At 29.8% G+C, this 25,838-nt stretch carries 24 protein-coding genes; 17 read left to right on the top strand and 7 right to left on the bottom strand.

From position 1 onward, the window contains the following. Nucleotides 1–4 precede the first annotated feature (4 nt). From B5464_RS06695 to B5464_RS06685, 3 genes are all read left to right on the top strand, one after another. Nucleotides 5–844: a helix-turn-helix domain-containing protein gene (locus B5464_RS06695; protein WP_079737736.1), complete on the top strand. Its 840-nt coding sequence runs from the start codon at nucleotides 5–7 to the stop codon at nucleotides 842–844. 359 nt (nucleotides 845–1,203) lie between these two features. Then, nucleotides 1,204–1,737 (top strand): carboxymuconolactone decarboxylase family protein, encoded by a 534-nt coding sequence (locus tag B5464_RS06690; protein WP_079737735.1) that lies wholly within the window; start codon nucleotides 1,204–1,206, stop codon nucleotides 1,735–1,737. Nucleotides 1,738–1,778: 41 nt separating this feature from the next. After that, on the top strand, nucleotides 1,779–2,135 hold the full coding sequence (locus B5464_RS06685) for a cupredoxin domain-containing protein (protein ID WP_079737734.1): 357 nt from the start codon (nucleotides 1,779–1,781) through the stop codon (nucleotides 2,133–2,135). A gap of 56 nt (nucleotides 2,136–2,191) precedes the next feature. Here B5464_RS06685 and B5464_RS06680 read toward each other — a convergent pair whose 3' ends face one another. The 3 genes from B5464_RS06680 to B5464_RS06670 are packed head-to-tail and all read right to left on the bottom strand — an operon-like array spanning nucleotide 2,192 to nucleotide 5,067. Beyond that, nucleotides 2,192–3,211, bottom strand: a complete 1,020-nt coding sequence (locus B5464_RS06680; protein WP_079737733.1) for a hypothetical protein — start codon at nucleotides 3,209–3,211, stop codon at nucleotides 2,192–2,194. Further along, a complete protein-coding gene (locus B5464_RS06675) occupies nucleotides 3,186–4,238 on the bottom strand; it encodes a cytochrome-c peroxidase (RefSeq protein ID WP_079738990.1) in 1,053 nt (350 codons plus the stop codon). The genes B5464_RS06680 and B5464_RS06675 overlap by 26 nt, the downstream gene beginning before the upstream one ends. Before the next feature lie 52 nt (nucleotides 4,239–4,290). Continuing rightward, nucleotides 4,291–5,067 (bottom strand): MbnP family protein, encoded by a 777-nt coding sequence (locus tag B5464_RS06670; RefSeq protein ID WP_079737732.1) that lies wholly within the window; start codon nucleotides 5,065–5,067, stop codon nucleotides 4,291–4,293. 663 nt (nucleotides 5,068–5,730) lie between these two features. Here B5464_RS06670 and B5464_RS06665 point away from each other — a divergent pair. Together B5464_RS06665 and B5464_RS06660 are read left to right on the top strand one after the other, a co-directional pair. After that, nucleotides 5,731–6,510 carry an alpha/beta fold hydrolase gene (locus B5464_RS06665; protein WP_079737731.1) on the top strand — a complete coding sequence of 260 codons (780 nt, stop codon included), beginning with the start codon at nucleotides 5,731–5,733 and terminating at the stop codon, nucleotides 6,508–6,510. 79 nt (nucleotides 6,511–6,589) lie between these two features. Further along, nucleotides 6,590–7,594: a sugar kinase gene (locus tag B5464_RS06660; protein ID WP_079737730.1), complete on the top strand. Its 1,005-nt coding sequence runs from the start codon at nucleotides 6,590–6,592 to the stop codon at nucleotides 7,592–7,594. 58 nt (nucleotides 7,595–7,652) lie between these two features. On the opposite strand, the gene B5464_RS06655 is transcribed toward B5464_RS06660, so the two are convergent. Then, on the bottom strand, nucleotides 7,653–8,942 hold the full coding sequence (locus B5464_RS06655) for an aminopeptidase P family protein (protein WP_079737729.1): 1,290 nt from the start codon (nucleotides 8,940–8,942) through the stop codon (nucleotides 7,653–7,655). A 131-nt stretch (nucleotides 8,943–9,073) separates the two neighbouring features. Then, nucleotides 9,074–10,408, bottom strand: a complete 1,335-nt coding sequence (locus tag B5464_RS06650) for a DEAD/DEAH box helicase (RefSeq protein WP_079737728.1) — start codon at nucleotides 10,406–10,408, stop codon at nucleotides 9,074–9,076. 173 nt (nucleotides 10,409–10,581) lie between these two features. On the opposite strand from B5464_RS06650, the gene B5464_RS06645 reads away from it, so the two are divergent. The 5 genes from B5464_RS06645 to B5464_RS06625 all read left to right on the top strand — a co-directional run bounded on the left by B5464_RS06645 (nucleotide 10,582) and on the right by B5464_RS06625 (nucleotide 17,698). Continuing rightward, nucleotides 10,582–13,410 (top strand): exo-alpha-sialidase, encoded by a 2,829-nt coding sequence (locus tag B5464_RS06645; RefSeq protein WP_079737727.1) that lies wholly within the window; start codon nucleotides 10,582–10,584, stop codon nucleotides 13,408–13,410. Between the two features lie 82 nt (nucleotides 13,411–13,492). Beyond that, nucleotides 13,493–14,122 carry a hypothetical protein gene (locus tag B5464_RS06640; RefSeq protein ID WP_079737726.1) on the top strand — a complete coding sequence of 210 codons (630 nt, stop codon included), beginning with the start codon at nucleotides 13,493–13,495 and terminating at the stop codon, nucleotides 14,120–14,122. 137 nt (nucleotides 14,123–14,259) lie between these two features. After that, nucleotides 14,260–14,937, top strand: a complete 678-nt coding sequence (locus tag B5464_RS06635; RefSeq protein WP_079737725.1) for a succinate dehydrogenase cytochrome b subunit — start codon at nucleotides 14,260–14,262, stop codon at nucleotides 14,935–14,937. Nucleotides 14,938–14,949: 12 nt separating this feature from the next. Beyond that, nucleotides 14,950–16,947, top strand: coding sequence for a fumarate reductase/succinate dehydrogenase flavoprotein subunit (locus B5464_RS06630; protein WP_077810597.1), 1,998 nt, complete (start codon nucleotides 14,950–14,952; stop codon nucleotides 16,945–16,947). Between the two features lie 10 nt (nucleotides 16,948–16,957). Then, nucleotides 16,958–17,698 carry a succinate dehydrogenase/fumarate reductase iron-sulfur subunit gene (locus tag B5464_RS06625; RefSeq protein ID WP_077810596.1) on the top strand — a complete coding sequence of 247 codons (741 nt, stop codon included), beginning with the start codon at nucleotides 16,958–16,960 and terminating at the stop codon, nucleotides 17,696–17,698. Nucleotides 17,699–17,759: 61 nt separating this feature from the next. Here B5464_RS06625 and B5464_RS06620 read toward each other — a convergent pair whose 3' ends face one another. Together B5464_RS06620 and B5464_RS06615 are read right to left on the bottom strand one after the other, a co-directional pair. After that, a complete protein-coding gene (locus B5464_RS06620) occupies nucleotides 17,760–18,002 on the bottom strand; it encodes a helix-turn-helix domain-containing protein (protein ID WP_077810595.1) in 243 nt (80 codons plus the stop codon). A gap of 50 nt (nucleotides 18,003–18,052) precedes the next feature. Continuing rightward, the gene (locus B5464_RS06615) at nucleotides 18,053–18,286 is read right to left on the bottom strand and encodes a helix-turn-helix domain-containing protein (RefSeq protein ID WP_079737724.1); all 234 of its coding nucleotides are present in this window, start codon (nucleotides 18,284–18,286) and stop codon (nucleotides 18,053–18,055) included. Nucleotides 18,287–18,919: 633 nt separating this feature from the next. Between B5464_RS06615 and B5464_RS06610 the strand changes: the two genes are divergently transcribed. The 7 genes from B5464_RS06610 to B5464_RS06580 all read left to right on the top strand — a co-directional run bounded on the left by B5464_RS06610 (nucleotide 18,920) and on the right by B5464_RS06580 (nucleotide 25,761). Further along, nucleotides 18,920–19,216 (top strand): hypothetical protein, encoded by a 297-nt coding sequence (locus B5464_RS06610; RefSeq protein ID WP_079737723.1) that lies wholly within the window; start codon nucleotides 18,920–18,922, stop codon nucleotides 19,214–19,216. Further along, nucleotides 19,197–20,060: a GLPGLI family protein gene (locus tag B5464_RS06605; protein WP_079737722.1), complete on the top strand. Its 864-nt coding sequence runs from the start codon at nucleotides 19,197–19,199 to the stop codon at nucleotides 20,058–20,060. The genes B5464_RS06610 and B5464_RS06605 overlap by 20 nt, the downstream gene beginning before the upstream one ends. A 23-nt stretch (nucleotides 20,061–20,083) precedes the next feature. Then, entirely contained in the window at nucleotides 20,084–22,750 is a 2,667-nt protein-coding gene (locus tag B5464_RS06600; RefSeq protein WP_154066947.1) for a TonB-dependent receptor, read from the top strand. 317 nt (nucleotides 22,751–23,067) lie between these two features. After that, nucleotides 23,068–23,328: a hypothetical protein gene (locus B5464_RS06595; RefSeq protein ID WP_079737720.1), complete on the top strand. Its 261-nt coding sequence runs from the start codon at nucleotides 23,068–23,070 to the stop codon at nucleotides 23,326–23,328. Nucleotides 23,329–23,398: 70 nt separating this feature from the next. Beyond that, on the top strand, nucleotides 23,399–24,157 hold the full coding sequence (locus tag B5464_RS06590; RefSeq protein WP_079737719.1) for a GLPGLI family protein: 759 nt from the start codon (nucleotides 23,399–23,401) through the stop codon (nucleotides 24,155–24,157). Nucleotides 24,158–24,232: 75 nt separating this feature from the next. Next, a complete protein-coding gene (locus B5464_RS06585) occupies nucleotides 24,233–24,958 on the top strand; it encodes a GLPGLI family protein (RefSeq protein WP_079737718.1) in 726 nt (241 codons plus the stop codon). Between the two features lie 551 nt (nucleotides 24,959–25,509). Continuing rightward, entirely contained in the window at nucleotides 25,510–25,761 is a 252-nt protein-coding gene (locus tag B5464_RS06580; RefSeq protein ID WP_079737717.1) for a hypothetical protein, read from the top strand. The last annotated feature ends 77 nt before the right edge of the window (nucleotides 25,762–25,838 follow it).

Below are 25,838 nucleotides of genomic sequence, written 5' to 3'. Positions count from 1 at the left end.
CATTATGGCAGTTCAAGATATTGTAAAGCATACTTTTAAAGATATATTTTCTGTAAGCACAGTTCGGTTTGACAAAGCTTGTACAATCGATCATTCGGTACAACAAAATGCTTATGCAATTTATTGGATTCAAGAAGGTAGCGGAACGTATAATATCGATTTTAAACAATATCAATTTGATGATAATGTACTTTTTTTCTTATCTCCAGGACAGGTTTTTACGGTAGATTCAGAACAAATAAAAACTGCATACAAACTTACTTTTGTAAAAGATTTTTACTGCATACAAACCCACGATGCAGAGGTTGCCTGTAACGGAATTTTATTCAACAATATTTACGAAACTCCGTTTGTAAAACCATGTAAAAAAGACACCGATAAATTAGACTTTATATTAACAAGCTTACTCGAAGAGTTTCAGCAAAACGAAACAGCGCAGTACGATATGTTACAAGCCTATTTAAAGCAATTTATTATTTCTGCTGTTCGTGTAAAAAAAGAAAACCATGTTGTTAAAGAAGATGTCGAAACACGCCTTTTTAAAGACTTTAGTTTGTTGGTAGAGCAAAATTACAAAACACTTCATTCTGTAACAGATTATGCTAAAAGACTAGGTCTTTCGCCAAAATCAATCACAAAGCATTTTCAAAAAGCAGGTACAACTTCTCCATCAGAATTTATAAAAAACAGAATTTTGTTAGAAGCAAAACGCTTGTTAATTTACACCGATAAAACCGTAAAAGAAATCGCATTCGAGTTAGGTTTTAACGATCCAGCATATTTTACCCGATTCTTTACAAAGGCAATTTCAAAATCGCCACTTCAGTTTAAAAAAGACTACTAAGATTATTTTTTTGGGCGTGCCCTTTCAGGTCAGGCTTTCGAAACTCGCTTTTTAAAGTTTTATCAAACTTTAAAAGAGCTCAAACAAATTTCTCAATCCTTCACGCGTGCATTTTTGTTGGCTTTATTTCAAAGTCCAAACAGTAAGAACTTTTGTCCAATTTTAGAGCTTAATGTTGGTTATATCTTTGCAGTGTCAATCAATAAGAACTAAAATTAAACATATGAAATCAATAGAAAACACACAATGTCCAAACTGTTGGGGTTACCAAACTTACGACGAGCAAAATCAAAACCAGCAACTTTGCGAATGCAAATAAATTATTTAAAAAAATTACAAATCATCTAAAAATAGAAATTATGAGTACATATAATGTTCCAACAAAAAACGAAGTATCAGAAAACAATCAAGCAATATTTAATCAATTAGAAAAAGGTTTAGGTTTTGTACCAAACTTATACGCGGCATTTGCACATAGCGAAACTGCTTTGGGTAATTTTTTAGCAATAGGAAATGGTAAAACAAGCTTTTCTGCTAAAGAAAAAGAAGTAATAAATTTAGCCGTAAGTCAAGTAAACGAATGTATTTATTGTTTATCTGCCCACACAGCAATTGGTAAAATGAATGGTTTTACAGAAGCACAAATTTTAGAATTAAGAGCAGGTAAAGCTTCTTTTGATGCAAAATTAAATGCATTGGCAAACTTTGCTAAAAGTGCAGCAGAAAACAGAGGTGCTGCAACACCAGAAACAGTAGAAAACTTATATGCACAAGGGTATACAAAAGGAAATTTAGCAGATGCAATAATCTTAATTGGCGAAATTACAATTACAAATTATTTTCATAAAACAACAGATGTAGCTGTAGATTTTCCGTTAGCAGAAGCTTTATAAATAGTAAAACAATAATTTAATAATTTTAATAAACAACAATCATGAAAAAAGTAATCGCAATTTTAGTATTAGTAATAGGTTTTGCATTTAACACAAATGCACAAGAAGTAAAAACAGTTTCTTTAGAACAAACAAAAGGAGAGTTTACACAAAAACAAATTACGTTATCTGAAGGTACTTATATTTTTGAAATAGCTAACAACAACGTAGGGCACAATGTAGGTTTTGTTTTAGCGCCAAAAGCAGATGTAAAAGCACACATTAAAAACGCTTATGTAACAGCACAAGTAAAGGATAACAGCAAAGAAACTTCTAAAAAAGTGACACTTAAAAAAGGAGAATATGTTTATTTCTGTCCTTTAAACCCAACGCCACAATACACATTAATAGTAGAGTAGTTTTTTAATTCAATTAGTTAAAAAGGCGAACAGAAATGTTCGCCTTTTTTTGTTTTTTAGTTATTTAAATTAAAGTTTAAATAGATAGAAACTGCTTGTTTTGGGGTAACGTTACCACCAAATAAATTATGTGAAATTGGAAGCGTATAATTGGCACCAAAAATAAAATCTTTAGTAGTTATTTCTGCACCCAAAGTTCCGTTAAAAACGTTACCATCTGTATTTGGTACTTCTTCTTTATACTGTTTTATTTTATTATAAATATTACCAGAAAAGCCTATAAAAGGCAATAACATATATTTTTCTTTAGAAATAGCATAAAAAAAGTTAGAAGCGTAACTAAACTGGTTTCCGAACTTGTATTCGTTTTTGTTCTCGTTTTTAAAATAGTAAGTTAAACTAGTATTTACACCAAATTTATTTGCACCATAACTGTGTGCAAGTCCTAAAATACCATCTAAACTACCAGTTCCTAATTGAAAACCAGGATTTACTCTATCGGTTAAAACTTGTTCAAATTTACCTGTTGGTAATTTGGCTCCTAAACCAATTTCCAAAGAATGTCCAGAAGGTTCTCGGGTAACATTTGTGTATAACTTAGACTTTTCTTCATCTACTTTTTTATAAAATTTAAACTTGTACCAACTCATTATTGTTGCGTCTCCAAAGCCGTTTATACTTTCGTTTCTATCTGTATATTCTCTATTTAAATCTTGATATGGTAAAATTGCACTCACATATAAATTTTCATTTATTGGCAACCTTCCCCATAATTGATACGTATGAAAGTTTTCTGTACTTGTTGGAGAATTATCAAAAATACCATCTTTCGATTGAAATTTTTGATAAATATATCTTACGCCTACAAAGCTCGCATTGTTTAAAGTACCCAAGCCAAAACTACCGCTACTTGTAGAGCAACCGCATAAATCACAGAAATAATATTCGAAAGAATGGTTGTTATGTTTGCTGCATATTTCTTTGCCTGAATTAGCAAAACTAGCAATCGTAATTAATACAAATGTTAACAGTATTATTGTTTTTTTTATCTTAAAATTCTGCAAAACGTTTATCATTTAAAAATGTGTTATCTGTTAATGTGTTTAAAAAAGCAAGTAAAGCTGTTTTTTCTTCGGATGATAGATCGATACCTAAATTACCATTAGATTTTATTAGCAAAGTGTCTACAACGCCACCATTTTGTGTCATTCCATCAGAATAAAAATCTAATACTGCTTCTAAATCTCCAAATCGTCCATCGTGCATGTACGGAAAAGATTTTGCTACATTTCTTAAGCTTGGTACTCTAAATTTGTAAAAATCGTCTTTTAGACCAGAAACTCTTTTTCTTCCTTCTTCCTCAGGGAATTTATAGTTTGTAGGCAGTCCGTTATTTCTATAACTTTGGTCTGTAAAAAGGGCTCCAGAATGGCAAGTTGTACATTTGTTATTAAAAATTTCTAAACCTTTATTTTCTAGTTCTGTAAAAGTCGCGTTTTCTTCGTTTCTAATCACTTTATCGTATTTAGAATCTCCAGAAATCATAGTTACCATAAATTGCGATAAAGCTTTTAACATGCGTTCTGATGTAGCTTCTCTATCACCAAAAGCATTTGTAAAAAGAACCTCATATTCTTGATAAGAGTTCAATTTAGAAAGCACAGATGGTATGGTTTCATTCATTTCTACATCACTAGTAATTGGTATAATTGGTTGTAGATCTAAATGAATTGCGGCGCCATCCCAAGTAAACTCGCTAAAAAAAGCTAAATTTTGAATGGGTTGTGCATTTCTAAAACCAACTTTACCATCTACGCCATGACTAACTGTGTGGCCATGATGTGTAAAAGCAGAAGCTTGTTCGTGACAAAATCCGCAAGAAATTACTCCGTCGGAAGCCAATCGTCCTTCATAAAACAATTTTTTACCAAGAGAGATACCTTCTTCGGTAAGTGGGTTTTGACTTAAATCGTACAATAATCCCGGAAAATTACTTGGGATTTTTAATTCAACTTTTTTAGGAATTAGCACATATTCTTCTTCGTTTTTTGCACAAGAAAAAAGTGTAATAAAACCTAAACATAATAGTATAAATTTTTTCATAATTGATAGAAAACCGTTGTTAAGAATTTTACTTAACAACGGTTTTATTGATTTAATTATGAACATGATCTATAACAAACATAGCACTTACATTTGTTGCTATTTGTGGCGATTTAACACCGTCTACGTGTATTTGCGCAGCATCATCTAGCAAAAATTTTGTGGTACCGTCTAAAATGTTAGAAACATCAGAAACAACATGTATTACTGGTGTTAAGTCTGTTCTTACTCTTGCAGAGTTTGTTAAATCTAAAGAAACTTCCTTGTAGTTATCTACCGCAGTTCCATGGCTTCCCATATGAAAAGCAAATGCAGTTTCTGTAGTTGTGTTTTCTGATGTGTAAGTTCCTTCGAAAACCATAAACTTATAGCCTGCTTGCCAGCTCCACATCATGCCAGCTTCTTGTGCTTTTGCTAAGAAATCTCCTTGCCCTGTTGCACCTTCTAAATACTTTTCTTGATCGACACCAATACCAAAAGTAACTTTTGTATAATCATCTTCTGGTACATTTTTTAATGTTATAAATTGAGATGAATTTGTGTTTTCATCAACAATAAAATAAGACTCGTTTTTTGGATAAGTAAAAATGGTTCCGGTTGCAGTTTCTAAGCGAATGTTGCTAACAATATATTTAACCTTGTTAATCTTAATTTTTTCGGTATCATTTGCAGAATAAGGAGTGGTTTCTAAAAGTAAATCAGAACTGTTGTATGCATTATCAAACTCTAATGTTACGTTTCCTTCGCCAGTTAAAACTTCTTCTGAAGACGAGCATGCTGCTAAAGTTGCTACAAATAAGAATGCAGCAATATATTTTGAAATTTTCATTTATAATAGATGTTTCTTCTTCCTTAGAAATTTAAGGAAGATATTTTTAAAATAATTTGTGTGAATATTTTACTTAGAAAACACAGCTTTGTGCTTTTTAAGTAAACGTTAAAAAAGATGTATCAAAAGTTATTGACACAAAAACAAGTATTTATAAATATAAATCTGGCGGTTGCTCTAAGTTTTTAATAAGTAAAAACGTATGTAAAGAATTTTTTTTCGAAGGAAGTTTGTTTTGATATAAATCTAAATATTTGGCTGTAAAGTTTTCTGTTTCTTGATGATAAACAGGAAAAAATGCCTCTGATACAATTTGTAAGCCAGCAACATTATCTTTCTCTAAATTAACTTGTGGTGCTATCTTTTTTGCTAAATGACATTTACCATTACATTGTAATTCTGGTGCATCTTTATTAACACAATATTTTTCTATTATATAATCTATATTCAGCTCAAAATAACCAATATATGCAAGGTGATATGCTGGCCTAAAAGCAAAAGCGATAAATAATAATATGGAAAATGTCTTTTTCAGAAGAAAATTATTTACTGCAAAGATAATTTGGACTTTTTTATTTTACCAATTTTAATCGTTAAAAAGTACCAAACTTGCTATTTAATTTTATAAAATGCTTTAATTTAGCATTTCAAATCGATTTTAGATTGTTAAACTACTATTTATATCCTCATAAAAATTCTAAAGAATGGGTAACTTTTGTGCACGGCGCAGGAGGAAGTAGCTCTATTTGGTACAAACAAATTAGAGATTTTAAAAAGCATTTTAATGTTTTAATTTTAGACTTACGTGGTCATGGCAATAGCAAACCAAAATTAAAAGATACGTTTAAAGCAAAATATACTTTCGATTCTATAACTGCAGACATCGAAGAGGTAATCGATTTTCTTAAGATAAAAAAATCGCACTTTGTAGGAATTTCTTTAGGTACAATTTTAATAAGAAACCTTGCAGAAAAAAGACCATCTTTGGTAAAAAGTATGATAATGGGTGGTGCTATTATTAAAATGAATTTTCGCTCGCAAGTGCTAATGAAAGTTGGTAATATTTTTAAATCTGTAGTGCCTTACATGCTTCTTTATAAGTTGTTTGCATTTATTATAATGCCAAAAAAGAATCATAAGAAATCGAGATTGCTTTTTGTTAATGAAGCTAAAAAATTGTATCAAAAAGAGTTTTTACGTTGGTTTAAATTAACATCAGAAATTAACCCTTTGTTACGCTTTTTTAGAGCTAAAGAAATTAAAATCCCTACACTTTATGTAATGGGGTCAGAAGATCATTTGTTTTTACCTTCTATAAAAAACATTGTTTCTAAACATGTAAGTTCTTCGCTTTATGTCATAGAAAATTGCGGGCATGTGGTAAATGTAGACCAACCAGAAACTTTCAATACAAAAACAATTAATTTTATTACATCTTTATAAAAATTAGATAATCTTTAAATAAAAAATACATTTATAGTTGTTTTTTATGAAGTATATTTGCTTTGTAAAAGAATTTATTATGAATAAGATAATTACGTTTGGTGAGGTTTTAATGAGAATTTCTCCTTTAGGAAATAAAAAATTTATTCAAGCTAATAATGTAGAATTTTATTTTGGAGGTACAGAAGTAAATGTTGGTATTTCGATAGCAAATTTTGGCGGAGATGTAAAACACATAAGTTGTATTTCTAATGATTTTATTGGCGATACAGCTATTTCTTACTTAAATAAATTCGATTTAGACACCTCTGCAATTGTTAGATCTGGCAGACCTTTAGGGGTTTACTTTTTAGAAGTTGGTGCAGTTATGAGACCAAGTAAAATATCTTATAACAGATCGCATTCTTCTTTTTCTGAAATTTCACCAGAAATGGTAAACTGGGAAAAATCTTTAGAACAAGGTAAATGGTTTCATTGGACAGGTATAACGCCGGCTTTATGCAAAGGAGCTAAAGAAACTTTAAAAGAAGGTTTAATTTTAGCGAAAGAAAAAGGAATGATTATTTCTGCTGACCCAACATATAGAAGTGCTTTGTGGAAATATGGGGAAGAGGCCAAAGATGTCTTAACAGATTTGCTACAATATTCTACCATATTTATTGGTGGCGTAAATGAAATAAATGAAGTTTTAGGAACTAGTTTTGGGTATTCTAACGACGAATTTACAGAAGCGAGTAAGTTATTAATCGAAAAATTTCCGAATATAGAAAAGGTGTTTGATAAAATTAGAACTTCTATAAATTCTTCTTGGCACAAAATTAGAGCAAGAATGTGGAACGGTGTTGAGTTTAAAGAAACACAAGATTTAGACATTACACACGTTGTAGATAGAATAGGAACCGGTGATGCTTTTGCTGCAGGTTTAATACATGGTTTACAAAAGTTTGATGATTATAAAGCAATGGAATTTGGTGCCGCAGCTTGTGCGATAAAACACACTTATTTGGGTGATGTAAATTATGCAAATGAAAGCGATGTAATCTCTATTTTAGAAGGAAATACTTCGGGTAGATTAAATAGATAAGGTAATTGATAATACAAGAAAAAGGCGAGTTGTTAAAACTCGCCTTTTTTGTATTTCTTTAGTTCATTAAATCTTCTATTTCATCTGCTTCAATAGGTATATTACCCATTAAATTAAAAGGTTCTCCTTTTTCTTGAATTACAACATCATCTTCTAATCGAATACCGAAACCTTCTTCTGGAATATAAATACCAGGTTCTACAGTAAACACATTGTTTGCTTGCATAGGCTCGTGTAATAAACCATAATCATGCGTGTCTAAACCAATATGATGACTTGTACCATGCATAAAATACTTTTTATAAGCAGGCCAATTTTTATCTTCATTTTGTACATCTGCCTTGTCTAATAAACCAAGTTTAAGTAATTCAGAAGTCATAATTTCTCCTACTTCAACATGATAGTCTTTCCAAATTGTTCCTGGTACTAAAAGTTTTGTAGCTTCTTTTTTAACATAATTTACAGCATTGTAAACAGCTTTTTGTCTATCAGTAAAACGACCAGAAACCGGTACAGTTCTAGATAAATCACTTTTATAATTTGCATATTCTGCGGCAATATCAAACAAAATTAAATCGCCACTTTTACATTGCTGATTGTTTTCTATATAATGTAAAACATTTGCGTTGTTACCAGATGCAATAATTGGCGTGTAAGCAAAACCTTTAGATCTATTTCTTACAAATTCATGCAACAATTCTGCTTCAATTTCATATTCCCAAACTCCGGGTTTAATAAAGTCTAAAATTCTACGAAATCCTTTTTCTGTAATATTACAAGCTTTCTGCATCAAATCTAGTTCAATAGAATCTTTTACAGAACGTAATCTTTGTAAAATAGGATTGCTTTTTGCTACAGAATGCGCTGGGTATTTTGCCAACAACCATTTTGTAAAACGGTCTTCTCTTGTTTCTGTTGCTACATTTGCTCTATAATGTTCGTTTGTGTTAATGTAAAAAGTATCTGCATAAGAAGCCATTTCGAATAATACTTTTTCTAAGTCTTGCAACCAATAAACAGTTTTAATACCAGAGGTTGATAAGGCTGCTTCTTTAGTTAGTTTTTCACCTTCCCAAACTGCAATATGATCGTTTGTTTCTGTTAAAAATAAAACTTCTCTTAGGTTTTCATTAGGACAATCTGGAAACAACATTAAAACACTTTCTTCTTGGTCTACACCACTTAAATAGAAAATATCTCTGTGTTGCTCGAAAGGCATTGTGCTATCTGCACCAATTGGGTAAATATCGTTAGAGTTAAAAATAGCTAAACTATTTGGTTTCATATTAGCCGCAAAATTTTTACGGTTTTTAATAAATAAATTAGCGTCTATTTTATCGTATTTCATACTAGTGATTTTTAATGATACACAAAGGTAGCAATAATAAAGAGGAACTTAAAAAATGACCAATTAGAATAAAAAAAATCCCAAATTCTATATTAAGAAAATGGGATTGTAATTTTTAAATCAAACTTAATTTAAAATCGTTTTTTTTTCGGTGCACCAGTTCTACCTCTTCCAGATGTTGCGCCTGCAGGTTTGTTGCCTTTAAAATGAGGTTTTCTTTTTGGTTTTTTTTGATCAGAAGAACCTCCAGGGTTTCCATTAGAAGGCCTTTGTTTTTTCTTTTTACCAAAAGAACTTTTACTTTGTGTTGCAGCTCTTTTAGGTGGTGCAGTATCTGTTGGTTCAAAACCTTCTACAACAGTAGATTTTAACTTCTCTTTTAAAAGTTTTTCAATTTCATTTTGATATTCTGTTTCTTCGCTACAAACCAAAGAAATTGCTTCTCCGGCAGCACCAGCTCTACCAGTTCTACCGATTCTGTGTACATAATCTTCGGGTACATTTGGTAGTTCGAAATTTATAACGTGTGGTAGTAACGGAATGTCTAATCCTCTTGCAGCAATATCTGTTGCAACTAAAACTTTTATGGTGTTTTCTTTAAAGTTTTTTAAAGCTTTTGTTCTTGCGCCTTGACTTTTATTACCATGTATTGCTGCTGCAGTAATTTTAGATTGAATTAACTTTTGCGTTAACTTATTTGCACCATGCTTTGTTCTTGTAAAAATTAAAACTTGGTTCCAATTATTGTCTTTTATCAACTTAATTGTAAACTCTGTTTTTCTTTTTTTATCAACTTTAAAAACCTTATGAGTTACTTTTTTAGCGGTAGAATTTTGTGGTGCTGTTTCTACAGAAACAGGATTTTCTAAAATACCCGATGCCAATTTTTTAATCTCTTTAGAAAATGTAGCAGAAAACAATAAGTTTTGTCTCTTAGCAGGCATAAAACTAATAAGTTTATTAATGTCTCTAACAAAACCCATGTCTAACATTCTATCTGCTTCATCTAAAATTAAAACATCAATTCTTTTAAACGACACCGCTTTTTGATCGTGTAAATCTAACAATCTACCTGGTGTTGCTACTAAAATATCTACACCTCTTCTTAAAGTAGCTATTTGAGGTTTTGCATTTACACCACCAAAAACTACTGCAGATTTTATATTAACATACTTGCTGTACTCTTTTACATTGTCGTGAACTTGTGCAGCCAATTCTCTTGTTGGCGTTAGCACTAAAGCTCTTAATGGTCTATATTTTGGGTGTTTTGTCTCTGATAAATATTGTAAAACAGGCAATGTAAAACCAGCTGTTTTACCGGTTCCTGTTTGTGCGGAAGCTAAAATATCTTTGCCTTCTAATATATGCGGAATCGCTTTTTCTTGTATTGGAGATGGTTTGGTATATCCTTTTTCTTCAACTGCCTTTACCAACGCTGGAGATAAACCTAAATCTGAAAATGTCATAAAAATAATTTACAGCAACAATTTTATTTAATTGTTGCCGGCGCAAAGATACGTTGTTTTAACTGGAAGCAATTTGTTTGGCACAAATCGTTTTTATGTTAATTTTTTTGATATTGATTATACAAATAGTAATTTCAACGTTTCAAACTCAATTCAAATCAAACTTATTACTTATGAAATCTATTTTTAAGCTTTTATTACTTTGCTTTTCTGCAAGTATTGTTGCTCAGAATACTACAGAAGCAAATGTTGTTCAGAAATCTCTAGACAAAAAAATAGAGATGATGAAAACATCACTAGTTAAAAATGTAAAATTTACTAATATAGGGCCAACAGTTATGAGTGGTCGTGTTTCCGATGTTTCTGTTAATCCTAAAAATTCTACAGAATTTTATGTTGGTTATGCTTCTGGCGGACTTTGGTACACAAACAATAACGGTACAACTTTTACACCAGTTTTAGACAATTCACCTACGCAAAATATTGGTGATATTGCTGTTGATTGGAACAACGGAACTATTTGGGTAGGAACCGGAGAGAAAAACTCTTCTCGATCTAGTTATGCAGGTATTGGAATGTTAAAATCTACGGATAAAGGTAAAACTTGGCAAAATGTAGGGTTGTTAGATTCGCATCATATTAGTAGAATTTTAATAAATCCAGAGAATTCTAATGAGGTAATTGTTGGAGTTATTGGGCATTTATATTCGCCTAATGAAGAAAGAGGGATTTTTAAAACTGTTGATGGCGGTAAAACTTGGACAAAATCTTTATTTATAAATAACGATACAGGTGTTATTGATGTAGCTGTGGCGCCAGAAAACTTTAATGTAATGTATGCTGCTTCTTGGGAAAGAGAACGTAAAGCATGGAATTTTGACGGAGACGGAAGTAATTCTGCAATCTATAAAAGTACAGATGCTGGTAGTTCTTGGACCAAAATTTCAGACAAATCTGGTTTTCCTACAGGAAACGGAGTTGGTAGAATTGGTTTGGCTGTTTTTAACGAAAACACAGTATATGCTTTGCATGATAGTCAATTCCGAAGAAAAAAAGATACTTCTAAAAAACCATCAGACGAGTTAACTAAAGAAGATTTTAAAACAATGTCTTCTGCAGCATTTTTAGAATTGTCTGATAAAAAATTAAATACTTATTTAAAAAATAATGGTTTTCAAGAAAAATACAGAGCACAAAATGTAAAACAAATGGTGCGTGTTGGTTCTGTAAAACCAATAGATTTAGCAAAATACTTAGAAGACGCAAATTCTATGTTATTTGATACTCAGGTAATAGGTGCAGAGGTTTTTAAAACTACAAATGGTGGTAAATCTTGGAAAAAAACTCACGATAATTTCTTAGATGGTGTTTATAGTTCTTACGGATATTATTTCGGAGAAATTAGAGTAGACTTACAAGATGAAAACGGAATTTACGTATTAGGTGTTCCAATTATAAAATCTAAAGATGGTGGTAAAACTTTTACTTCTATCAGTAAAGAAAATGTGCATTCAGATCATCAAGCATTGTGGGTAAATCCAAAAAAATCAGGACACATTTTAAACGGAAATGATGGTGGTTTAAATTTGTCTTATGATGACGGTGAAAACTGGATTAAATTAAACGATCCAGCAGTTGGTCAATTCTATTCTGTATATGCAGATAATCAGAAAAACTACAAAGTTTACGGTGGTTTACAAGATAATGGTGTTTGGGTTGCTAGTAATAATGCAAGAATTAATAAAGGTTGGCAACAATCTGGTCAAAATCCTTACAAGTCTATTATGGGTGGCGATGGTATGCAAGTGCAAGTAGATGATAGAAATCCTAATATTGTTTATACAGGTTATCAGTTTGGTAATTATTCTAGAATAGATACAGAAACCGGAAGAAGCAAATATATTCAGCCAAAACATACTTTAGGCGAAAATCCTTATAGATTTAATTGGCAAACTCCAATTCATTTATCAAAACATAACCAAGATATTTTATATTTAGGAGGTAATAAATTACACAGATCTTTAGATCAAGGTAACAATTGGGAAACAATTTCTGGAGATTTAACTACGGGTGGTAAAAAAGGAAATGTTGCTTACGGTACATTAACGTCTATTTCAGAAAGTCCTTTTCAATTCGGACTTTTATATGTTGGTTCTGATGATGGTTATATTAATGTAACTAAAAATGGTGGAGGTTCTTGGGCAAGAATTTCTAATAATTTGCCGCAAAATTTATGGGTTACAAGAGTAATTGCATCAAAATTTAAAAAAGAACGCGTTTATGCAACTTTAAATGGTTATAGATCTGATGATTTTACACCTTATGTTTTCGTTTCAGAAAATTATGGTCAAACATGGACAAATATTGGTAACGCTATCCCAACATCTTCTGTAAACGTAATTAAAGAAGATTCGTCTAACGAAAACATTTTATACGTTGGTACAGATAATGGTTTGTATATTTCTTTTGATAGAGGAAATTCTTGGGAAGCATTTGCAAATAATTTACCAAACGTAGCAGTACACGATTTAGTGATTCAGCCAACAGCTAAACACTTAATTGTAGGTACGCATGGTAGAAGTTTATATAAAGCAGATGTTAGTGCGTTGCAGAATATAGATAAAAGTGTAATGTCTGCTGCTACACATATTTTCGATGTTAAAAGTGTAAGAAAAAGTGGTTCTTGGGGACGTTCTTGGAGTATGTGGAGAGACGCTTTTACTCCAGAAATTACAATTCCTTTTTATTCGAATTCTGATAAAAAAGTTACTTTGGATATTTATACAAATGATATTAAAGTAAACACTATAGTTCTTGATGCTACAAAAGGTTATAATGAAGCAATTTTTGATGTTTCTTTTTCTAAAAAAGGAAAGAAAGCTTATGAAAAGGCAAACAAAAAATCGAGTTTAAAAGCAGCTAAAAACGGAGTTATATATTTGCCTAAAGGAAAATATACTGTAAAAAGTGCTACTTCTAAAAGCGAATTTGAAATAAAATAATCAAGTAATTTCTTTCAATTTAAAAAAACGGTTTAGAAGTCTTTAAGAGATTTTTAAATCGTTTTTTTAGTATATTTCAAGCATGAAAAAAATATTTTTTTTAGTTTTCTTTTCGTTAACACTTTCTACTACTGCTCAATCAGATTTTAAAAGTTTTTTAAAACTATCTGGTCCAATAAAAAGATGGGTTTTATTTCATCCTTTTAAGGCAAAAACTTCTCTAAAGATTTCAAAAGAAACAAATAAGGTTGCAGATTCTATTAGAAAAACCAATTTGTTAGATAAAGATGCTGCAGGTGGGCAAGTAGATGCTTTTAGGCACGCGTATTGGATGGCAAGATTACGCCAAGAAATAGGAGAAAGAGCAGCAAGATCGTTAGGTAAAGCGCATGAAAAAGAAAACTATATTACTTATAAAAAACTTAAATTAGAAGATGGTGTTGTGCCAGATGAAATTTCTACAGATATGGATTTACACAACAACGAAGAAGGTTTAAAGTTGATAACAAAAGGAAGTACTGTTTCTAAAAGAAGTTTAATTTATAGAATTGTAAATGCAATTTACAATGGCAAAATGAAAATTATTAAGAAAGATGCAAATGGTAATTTTTTAACGTGCAATCAAAAAATAATTTCTAAAGAATCTTTAAAAGGTAAATGGAAAAATAACAAATGCTTGGTGCCTTCTAATTCTAAAAAGAGCAGAAAATAACAAAATCATTGTTTTCTGTTAAAAGCAAAACAGTTTTATTTATAATTATTCTAAATACAAACGAAAACGTTGTAATTTTCTTGTACTACGTTTTGTTAAGCCGTATTTTTGTATTATAAATTAAACTAACATATACAATGAGCGGATTTTTTAAATCTTCAATTGGAAGAAAAGTAGCAATGGCGCTATCGGCGTTTTTCTTAATGTTCTTCTTACTTCAGCATTTAGCAATTAATGTTTTATCAGTTTTTAGTCCAGATACTTTTAACGAAGTTTCTCACTTTATGGGTACAAACCCAGTGGTACAATTTGCATTACAACCAGTATTAATTTTTGCAGTTGTTTTTCACTTTGTAATGGGTTTTATCTTAGAACTAAGAAACAGAAAAGCGCAAGGTGTGTCTTATGCAAAGAATAATGGTGCTGCAAATTCATCTTGGATGAGTAGAAACATGATTTGGAGTGGAATTACAATTTTAGCATTTATTGTTTTACACTTTATCGATTTTTGGTTTCCAGAAATCAACACAAAATACATACAAGGAGATTGGTCTGGTATGATGGAAGGTGTAGAAGGTTTTCGTTATTACGAAGAACTAGTGCACAAATTTGTGAACCCAATTAGAGTAGTTGCTTATGTTGTTGCTTTTGTTTTCTTAGGATTACATTTAGCACACGGTTTTACATCTGCATTTCAATCTATGGGAGGAACAGCAGGAAGAAAGAAAACATTACAAACTATCGGTAAAGTATACTCAATTTTAATACCAGCAGGTTTTATTTTTGTAGCACTTTATCATCACTTAAACCATTAATCGAATACAATTATGGCTTTAGATTCAAAAGTACCTCAAGGTCCATTAAAAGATAAATGGACAGATTATAAAAACAAAATTAACTTAGTAAACCCAGCAAACAAAAGACACATCGATGTTATTGTTGTTGGTACAGGTTTAGCAGGTGGTTCTGCTTCTGCAACTTTAGCAGAATTAGGCTACAATGTAAAATCTTTTGCATATCAAGATTCTCCAAGAAGAGCACACTCTATTGCGGCTCAAGGAGGTATTAATGCAGCAAAAAACTATCAAGGAGATGGTGATTCTACTTACAGATTATTTTACGATACTGTAAAAGGAGGAGATTACCGTTCTAGAGAAGCTAACGTTTACAGACTTGCAGAGGTTTCTGCAAATATTATAGATCAATGTGTAGCACAAGGAGTTCCTTTTGCACGTGATTATGGTGGTCTTTTAGACAACCGTTCTTTTGGTGGAGTTTTAGTTTCTAGAACTTTTTATGCAAAAGGACAAACAGGACAACAATTGTTATTAGGTGCATATTCTGCAATGAACCGTCAAATTGCTCGTGGTAAGATTGAAATGTTCAATCGTCATGAAATGTTAGATGTTGTTATTGTAGATGGTAAAGCAAGAGGAATTATTGCACGTAACTTGGTTACAGGAGAAATAGAACGTCATTCTGCACACGCAGTAGTTATTGCTTCTGGTGGTTATGGTAATGTATATTTCTTATCTACCAATGCAATGGGTTCTAATGTTACTGCCGGATGGAAAGTACATAAAAAAGGAGCATATTTTGCAAACCCGTGTTATACACAAATTCACCCAACATGTATTCCTAGATCAGGAGATTATCAGTCTAAATTAACATTGATGTCTGAATCTTTAAGAAATGATGGACGAATTTGGGTTCCTAAAAACATGGAAGATGTTTTAGCAATTAGAGAAGGTCGTAAAAAACCTACCGATTTGTCTGAAGATGAAAGAGATTATTATTTAGAAAGACGTTACCCTGCATTTGGTAACTTAGTACCACGTGATGTTGCTTCTAGAGCAGCAAAAGAGCGTTGTGATGCTGGTTACGGTGTAAATGCAACAGGTGAAGCTGTATATTTAGATTTTGCATCTGCAATAACACGTTATGGTAAAGAGCAAGCAAAAATTCAAAATATAAACAATCCTTCTGATGCTAAGATTTACGAATTAGGACAAAAGATTGTTGAGGCTAAATATGGTAACTTATTTCAGATGTACGAGAAAATCGTTGATGAAAATCCATATGAAACACCAATGATGATATATCCAGCGGTACACTACACAATGGGTGGTGTTTGGGTAGATTATAATTTAATGACTACAATACCTGGTTGTTACGCAATTGGAGAAGCGAACTTCTCTGATCATGGTGCAAATAGATTAGGTGCTTCTGCACTAATGCAAGGTTTAGCAGATGGTTACTTTGTGTTACCTTATACTATTGGAGATTATTTAGCTGATGATATTAGAACAGGAAAAATATCTACAGATACGCCAGAGTTTGAAGCAGCAGAAAAAGAAGTTGCAGATAGAATAAAATTCTTTATCAACAATAAAGGAACACATTCTGTAGATTATTACCACAAAAAATTAGGTAAAATTATGTGGGAAAAATGTGGAATGTCTAGAAATAAAGCTGGTTTAGAAGAAGCTATTGTAGAAATATCTGAATTAAGAAAAGATTTCTGGAAAAACGTAATTGTACCAGGAACAGATACAGAATACAACGAACAATTAGCAAAAGCAGGTAGAGTTGCAGATTTCTTAGAGTTAGGAGAATTATTTGCAAAAGATGCTTTAGTAAGAGAAGAATCTGCTGGTGGTCACTTTAGAGAAGAGCATCAAACAGAAGAAGGAGAAGCAAAGAGATTAAAAGAATTTCAATTTGTTTCTGCTTGGGAATATAAAGGAGAACCAAAAGACGCAGTATTGCATAAAGAAGAATTGGTTTACGAGAACATAGAAGTTAAAGAAAGAAGTTATAAATAAGATAGACATTATGAATTTAACACTTAAGATTTGGAGACAGAAAGACTCATCTACAAAGGGTCAAATGGTAGATTATAAGGTTACTGAAATATCAGAACATATGTCTTTCTTAGAAATGATGGATGTTTTAAATGAACAATTAGTAAATGCTGGTGAAGAACCAGTTGCTTTTGATCATGATTGTAGAGAAGGTATCTGTGGTATGTGTTCTATGTATATTAACGGAGAAGCTCATGGGCCAGATAGAGGCGTTACAACTTGTCAATTACACATGCGTATGTTTAAAGATGGCGATACTATAACAATAGAACCATTTAGAGCAGCTGCTTTTCCTGTGGTTAAAGATTTAGTTGTAGACAGATCTTCTTTTGATAGAATACAACATGCAGGTGGTTACATTTCTGTAAATACATCTGGTAATACACAAGATGCAAACTCAATTCCTATCTCTAAGCATGCAGCAGATGAGGCTATGGATGCTGCAACGTGTATTGGTTGTGGTGCTTGCGTTGCAACGTGTAAAAACTCTTCTGCAATGTTATTTGTAGGTGCTAAAGTATCTCAATATGCTTTATTACCACAAGGGCAAGTAGAAGCTGCAGATCGTGTGCAAAACATGGTTGCACAAATGGATTTAGAAGGTTTTGGAAACTGTACAAATACAGGTGCTTGTGAGGTTGAGTGTCCTAAAGGAATTTCTTTAGACAATATTGCAAGAATGAATAGAGAATTGATGAAAGCAAATATTTAAAAATTAAGCTTTTTGTAATTAAAAACCCCAAAACTATTTAAATAGTTTTGGGGTTTTTATTTTAGAAATTTAATTCTATATCTTTAAAAAAATCTTTTGGAGAAATTTTAAGTTTTAGTAAGATAATTAGCAACCGTTCTAAATCTAGCTTTGTTTTTCCTTTTTCTACTTTAAAATAGCCACTTTCAGAAATTCCGATAGCATCTGCTAACTCTACTTGAGAAACGCCAGCATTACTTCTTAAAGTTACTATTTTCTGCAGAATTTTACTGTGTGTAGCATTAATTATATCTTTTTCAATCATTTTTTTATAATATACAATAGAAATGAATCAATGATGCGTGTAAACTACAATTACTTAAAAAAGTAGTTAAGATCTACATCTAAAATTTCTGCTATTTCTAGCATTCGTCTAAAATTTAAATCTGTTTTTCCTTTTTCTATTTTGTAATAACCACTTAAAGTTATTTCAAGTTTATTTGCTAAATCGGTTTGGGTAAGACCTAATTTTTTTCTTCTGTAGATTATCATATTTAAAATATTATTAATCTGATGATCTACACTTTGCAGTGAGCTGTTTTCATTCATTTTTTATAGCATTTTTTAGTTTTTCTAATTTAGTTTTTTGGCTAAACAGTTGTTTTTTAGTCTTTTTCTTTTTTCAAAAGTAAGAAAAAAAAATGTATTTAACTTTCTAAATTGGACTAGCTGAAAACAGTATGTTTTGGGTGTCCCTGAATTCAGCTAGTCTAAATCGGGTGGGTAGTTTTTTAGGATTATTAAAAAATAAGTTTCATCTTTGGATGAGAGAAAAATGCTGTGAAAAAGAAAAGTTTCTCTACAATATAGTTTTAAATAGCCCTTTTAGGCAATTTAGAAGCCCTAAATAAATAAACCTTTATCGTTTAAATTCATAAAATAAAAAGATCATTTCACTACAAAAGAGATGATAACAGACTTTAGTATGATGTTTATTTTATTGAAGTAAATAGAATTAAAAAGAAAACCTCTGCTTGCAGATTTAAGAAATATAAAAATTACTAAATAAATGTATCACTTAAAACAAATGCTTATGTAAATAAACAATAACAATCAGAGGAAGTCTTACAAAAGTAATGCTTTTTCTACAAGTTTTTGAAGAATTTTTAACTTGTTTATTCATTTAAATCTTCAAAAAAGATAATTAACAAACCCATAAAATAGGGTTTCAAATTTTTTAAAATGAAAAAAATAATATTAGGTTTAGCTATTGTATTTGGAATGTCTTCTTTTACTTCGCTAGAAGAGAGTAATACTACTTATGAGAAGGAAGTAAGTGTTGATGAGGTTGTATTTAATTGTGGACCAAATGCATCAGCTATTTCTTCAAGTTGTTTTAGTGGATGTGTATCTGTTGTTCCAAGATTAACAGGTGTTTTAGAAGTAGATGTAAATATCGCTAATGCAGGACCAAGAAAACCAACAATTGCAGAATTTCAAATAGCTCAGGAATTTCTTGATGATTATTGTAACAGTTAAAACCTTTTTTAAATTTTTTATGAAATATCTGCTAGTTTTTATTATTTTTTATAATTCAGTTAACATTCAGTCACAGAATAGTGATTACTACAAAATTGTTTACCAAACTAAATCAATGTTACTTAAAACTTATAAACAGCCCAAAGAAGCTTATGCCAGTTTATATGTTTATAAGGACAAATCTATTTATCAATGGGATAATGAAAGTCAATTAGATTCAGTTAGAGCAAAACGAAAAATAACTAATGAAGATCTCAGCAGATATTTTTCTAGAGAAAAATATGCTATAGAATTCGAAAAAGATGTTTTAAAATATTATGACAATTTTGGGGATAATGAATACCAATATGAAGAAAAAATTTCTTTTAATTGGGTATTAAAACCTGAAACAAAAACTATAAAAGGGTATAAATGTAAAAAAGCTACATTATCTTATGGGGGAAGAGATTGGATAGCATGGTATGCTATTGACTTGCCTTTAAATGTAGGTCCTTATAAATTTAGAGGTTTACCAGGTCTTATTATAAAAATGACAGACATAACTAATTCATATACTTTTTCTATACATAGCTTAAAAACTAAAAAACATCTACATTTAAAAAAACTTTATCACCTTAAAGAAGAAAGTGAACGTATAGTTGTTGATAGATCTAAATATAATGAAATCCGTTTTAAATATAAAAGTTTAAGTTTTCAAGATAGAATGAATTTGCTTAACAAAAATCAAGGTGTTACAAATGTATTAGAGTTTACAGGTTCAGATAATAATAATCCTTTTAAAAGTGAAAGAAACGTAGATCGTTCAAAAAAGAACAATTTTATAGAAATTGATCATAAAAAATAATAAACGTTAATAAAAATTAGTTTTTGAATATATTCTCAAAATTATTTTACATTTATCTGTTCCTTTTTGTTGTAAATGTTTTTGGGCAACAAATTACTATCAAGGGTAAAATAACAGACTCTATTTTTAAGCCTATACCAAGAGCGTCAATAGTTGCATCCTACAGTAAGAATGAAACAAATATTATAGCGTATTCAACCTCTAAAAAGGACGGAAGTTTTGTGTTGAATTTCAAAGAAGATTCTGCATATAAAGAGTTTTGGATATCATTTAGGCATCTTTCTTATGGCGCCAAAACAAGTAAATACAAAAACATTTCACAAGATTTGAAAGTTGCTTTAAAATCAAAAACTAATCTTCTTGAAGAGGTGGTTTTAAAAGCAAAGAAAGTTCTTCAAATTAAAGGAGACACTATTACCTATAAAGTAACAGGAATTCAAAAAGAAAAAGATTATACAATAGAAGAGGTTATTAATAGAATACCAGGTGTCAAAATAAATGAGAATGGACAAATAAGTTACAACAATAGAATTATAAGTCATTTTTATATTAATGGAGTAGATTTATTAGAAGGTAGGTATAATATAGCAACAAGAGGAATACCAGCAAGCTCTGTTAAAGAGATAGATATTATGAAAAATCATAATCATTCTCGTATAGATAAAGGTATTACAGATTCTGAAGATGTTGCTTTCAATTTAAAAATTAAAAAAGACCATAGCTTAGTTTTTGGTAGTGCTAAAGCAGACATAGGTACCCCTTTCTTTGCAAGAAATTTAGAAGTCACACCAATATATTTAAAAGAAAATTTTCAAGATATAGCAAGTGGAAAAACTAATAATATAGGTAATTCTCTTGAAAATAATGGTATGAGCCTAACATTAACAAATAGTGATTTTATTGAAATGGAAATTAACCCTCCTAATATTTTAAGCCCACCAAATACGAGCGGAACATTTATATCTAATAAATATTGGTTAGATAACAACTCTTTTTCGGTTACCAATGATGCTCTGATAAAAAGTGGTGGAGACTTGATATTAAAAGCGGGTGCAAATTATAGCTACAATGATAATAGGTTAAACCGCAGCTCTACACAAAGGTTTTTTTTTGACACAGATACTACGTTAGTAGATAAAGTTAATAGAAATGAAATTACAAAAAAGAATTATTATTTAGGTTTAGTACAAGAAATTAATAAGGATAAATTATACCTAAAGAATAGGATTACGATTAACGGACAGAACTCTAAAGGGGGGTCTAAAATTTTGCAAAATGGAAACTTATTAAATTATCTATACAAAGATGATGTAAAATCAATTAAAAACTTAACAGAATTTAAAACAAAAATAAATAATCGAATTATAAATAGTGGGCTGTTATTAAAATACATAAGAAGTAAAGAAGGTGTAAATGTAACTCCTAGTGTTTTTAATGATGTTATTTTGAGTAATAACAAACCCGAACAAACCAATCAGAATATAAATGTTAAGCAGTTCTCTCTAGGAGTCTATAGTGCTTATAATTTTCAAATGGGTAAGTTAAAATCTCAGTTAAAGCAAAGAGTTAATTGGAGCAGAGAGTCCTTAATTAGTAATTTAGCTCAATTTGATGGTACTATGGAAGAACAATTGATATTTCCTTTCCGTTCAGATTTTAGATTAAATATTTTTGAATCTATATCTAATTTAAAAAGCACTGTAAAATTTAAGGATCTTATGATTACCTTGAAACCCTCTTTTAAATATATTCATTTAAATAAAGTTGAACGTTTTTCTCCAGTATTAAATAGGAGAAAAAATTATCTGTTCTTTCAACCAAGGGCAACAATTAGATATAAAATTGATCATCAATGGAATATTTCTACAGTGGGTAGTTATGTATCATCAGTATCTCGTTTTTCTGAATTATTTAATAGTATTATTTTAAAAGATTATAGTAATCTTTATAGAAATCCAGAAGAGATTAACGTAACACGAAATATTTTTGGAATTTTAAATATTGGGTATACTAATATTTTAAAAGGCTTTTTTTTTAGTAATAGTTCTAGTATTGTCGAATCAAACTCTGATTTTATACTTTCAAGTAGTTTAGATTTAAATGGACTTATTCAAACAGAAGCAATTAAGTTGCCAAACAGAAGGATTAGTTTTACGAACAAAACAAATTTCACAAAAAGTTTTTTTAGAATTTTAAAAACAGATTTAAAATATACATTTAATCAAATTAAGTCTAATCAAATTTTTAATAATATAGAGCAAGAAACAAAGTTAATAAACCACTCTATAAACTTTGGCGTTAATTTAGATAATGACACTTGGTATGGTTTAAGGTATAATGGTTTAGTAAGATTTGGGAAAAGTAAGTCTAACGGTTTTAACACCTCAAATACATTTCTTAAACATAATTTAGAACTGGACTTTTATACATCATTAAAAACAAGAATTAATTTGGAGTCAGAATCAGTTTTTACAAGTTTTTCATCAAGCTTAGTAAATAATAGAAACACACTTTTTAATGCATCTTTTTATTACAAACCATCTAAGAAGTTATTTCTTAGAGTATCTTTTAATAATATTCTTAATGAGAAGTTCTTTTCGACGGTTCAAAATAGCTCAAATTTTGTTTTTGAATCTAAATTTTCATTGCGGCCAAGACAGTTTACTGTTGGTTTAAATTATTCTTTCTAGTAACAATACTTCTAAACTTATCACCACAGAATCTTTTTTAACCATAGATTACGACTTTTTAGACGGCTTTGTTTTTTAATTTTGATAATAGAAAAATGGAAAGTTAATTATTAGTTTATTAAAAAATACTTTTTGATATTTGGAAAGAGAAAAATGCTGTGAAAAAGAAAAGTTTCTCTACAATATAGTTTTAAACAGCCTTTTTAGGCAATTTAGAAGCCCTAAATAAATAAAATTTTATCGTTTAAATTCATAAAATAAAAAGATCATTTCACTACAAAAGAGATGATAACAGACTTTAGTATGCTGTTTATATTATGAAAAAAGTAATATTAAGTCTAGTATTTGTGCTAGCAACAGGTACAACATTAATGAATGCATCATCTTCTAATGATGAATTTTTACCAAATACCACAGAAACTATTGAGATGGTTGAGGAGTTTGGATGTGCGAGAGATTGTGTAGATGCAGCATTAGGTGCAACATTTGAGGATGCAGTAGATAATGCAGAATTACCATCTATGGATTTTTATCATAATGCTTATGAAAACTGTTATTACTCAAATTGTGTTAACTAATTAATGAATTAACCAACCAAAGAATCACTAAAATTTATTTTTTAGTGATTCTTTATAAAAATAATTATATATGAAGAAACAATTAGTATTAACTGTTATAGTACTTTTTTTAATTATTCTTGATGTTATTGGGCAAGATTTATCTGGAAGAATTACCTATAATGTATCACTAAATTTAACTATTGAACAAATAACGGAAAGAAATAAAGCTATTGGAAGAAAAGTTTCCCAAAGTTCTATAGATATGATAAATAATGCAAGAGATATTTTAGCATATTTAGAATTTAATAATATACATTCTATCCAAAAAACTGAAATTAAACTGAAAACTGAAAATATTCGTAAAATTAACAAAACCAGAGCAGGTGCAGGATATGATAAAGTGTTTTATATTAGTAATTCTCTTACACAAAAAAATAATATTTTAGAATGTAAAGTTTTAGGGGAGTGTTTTTTAATAGAACAACCCAAAGCCAAATGGAAAATCACCCAAATTAGTAAACTAATAGGTGGTTATTTATGCTATAAAGCTATATATGAAACTCCTTTATATCAATCTAAAAAACCAGTTGCTTGGTTTACACCTCAAATACCTGCAAGATATGGGCCAAAAATATTCTCAGGGTTGCCAGGATTAATTTTAGAGTTAGAAGATAACACAGTAACATTTACTGCCATTAAAATAGAATTAAACCCAAAAGAAAAAATTAAAATAAAAAAACCTAAAGGGATTGCTATAACTAAAGAGAAATATGATGCTTTATTAAGAAAAAAATTTCCAGAGTTTTATAAAAAATGGGAAGCATATAAAAAAGAGAAAAAATCTTAAATAAAAAAAACAAATGAAACCCTCTTGTTTTTAATTCGTTTCTATAAATAAGAAAACTTTAATTAAACCATTTCTATGAAACCTATTTTTACCATTTTACTTTTTTTTATTTCCGGAACACTTTTTTCTCAAAATAATTCTGGTATTGTAAAATATGAAGTAACCTTAAATTTCACATTAGAAGATATTGTTGCAGAAGAAAAAAAGCAAAAGAAAGAGTTAAAAACAATGCGTAAGATAATTTCTGAATCTAAAAAATCTGAAGTTGTACTTAAATTTGAAGCTACACAAGCCATATCATCTGTTTCTAAAAGAATGAAAGTAAATGAAGAAAAGAACGGAACTGACTTTGTTTATTCAAGAGCAGGAAGAGATAAGAAGTTTGTTACAAACATAATTGTAAAATCTAATCATATGCAAGAGTGTAAAGTTTTAGAAAAATGTTATTTAATTCAGCAACCAAAACTAGATTGGAAACTTACCCAAGAAACTAAAATTATAGGAGGTTACTTGTGTTATAAAGCAATTAACATTTCCTCTAATAACAAAAAGAAAAAACCAATTGCTTGGTATACACCAAATATATCTGCAAGTTTTGGCCCAAAACAATATTTTGGTTTACCTGGTTTAATTTTAGAATTAGAAGAAGCTGCAGTAATTTTTAAAGCTAAAGAGATTACATTAAACCCTAAAAATAAAATAGTATTTGAAATTATTGACGGAATTAAAATAACTAAAGAAGCTTATAATAAAAAAGTAAAGGCTTCATATTCAGGTTTTTATAAAAAAATAAGGTTTTAGATGAATGTATTTAACTTTCCAAATTGGACTAGCTGAAAACAGTATGTTTTGGGTATCCCTGAATTCAGCTAGTCCAAATCGGGTGGGTAGTTTTTTAGGATTATTAAAAAATAAGTTTCATCTTTGAGAGGAGAAAAATGCTGTGAAAAAGAAAAGTTTCTCTACAATATAGTTTTAGGTAGCCTTTTTAGGCAATTTATAAACCCTAAATAAATAAACTTTTATCGTTTAAATTCATAAAATAAAAAGATCATTTCATTACAAAAGAGATGATAACAGACTTTAGTATGCTGTTTATTTTATTGAAGAAAATAGAATTATAAAGAAAACCTCTGCTTGCAGATTTAAGAAATATAAAAATTACTAAATAAATGTATCACTTAAAACAAATGCTTATGTAAATAAACAATAACAATCAGAGGAAGTCTTACAAAAGTACTGCTTTTTCTACAAGTTTTTGAAGAATTTTTAACTTGTTTATTCATTTAAAACTCTAAAAAATTATTAATTAAATAAACCTAAATAAAAAAATAGGTTATAAATTTTATATTATGAAAAAAGTAATATTAAGCCTAGTATTTGTACTAGCAACAGGAACAATGATGAATGCGAAAAACATGTCTGTAGATGCAATACAAGATATAGACTGTGATCAATTTGCTAATGTTTCACAAGCTATAGTTTTAATGAATGGAGGATCATATGGAGATTCTTTAATAGCTTTCGATAATGCATATTCTGGATGTGTTGATTATAACATTGATAATTTAATTGAAATGGAAGAGCCTGAAGAATTGGATTAATTTAAATAAAAAAGTGAATCTGAGAATATTGAAAATAAAGTATAACCTTAATTTTCGCTATTTTCAGATTTTTTATT

Source organism: Polaribacter sp. KT 15 (assembly GCF_900143115.1).
Taxonomy (GTDB): Bacteria; Bacteroidota; Bacteroidia; order Flavobacteriales; family Flavobacteriaceae; genus Polaribacter; species Polaribacter marinaquae.
The sequence above is the reverse complement of the archived record's forward strand: the minus strand, read 5'-3'. Positions and strand labels throughout refer to the sequence as shown.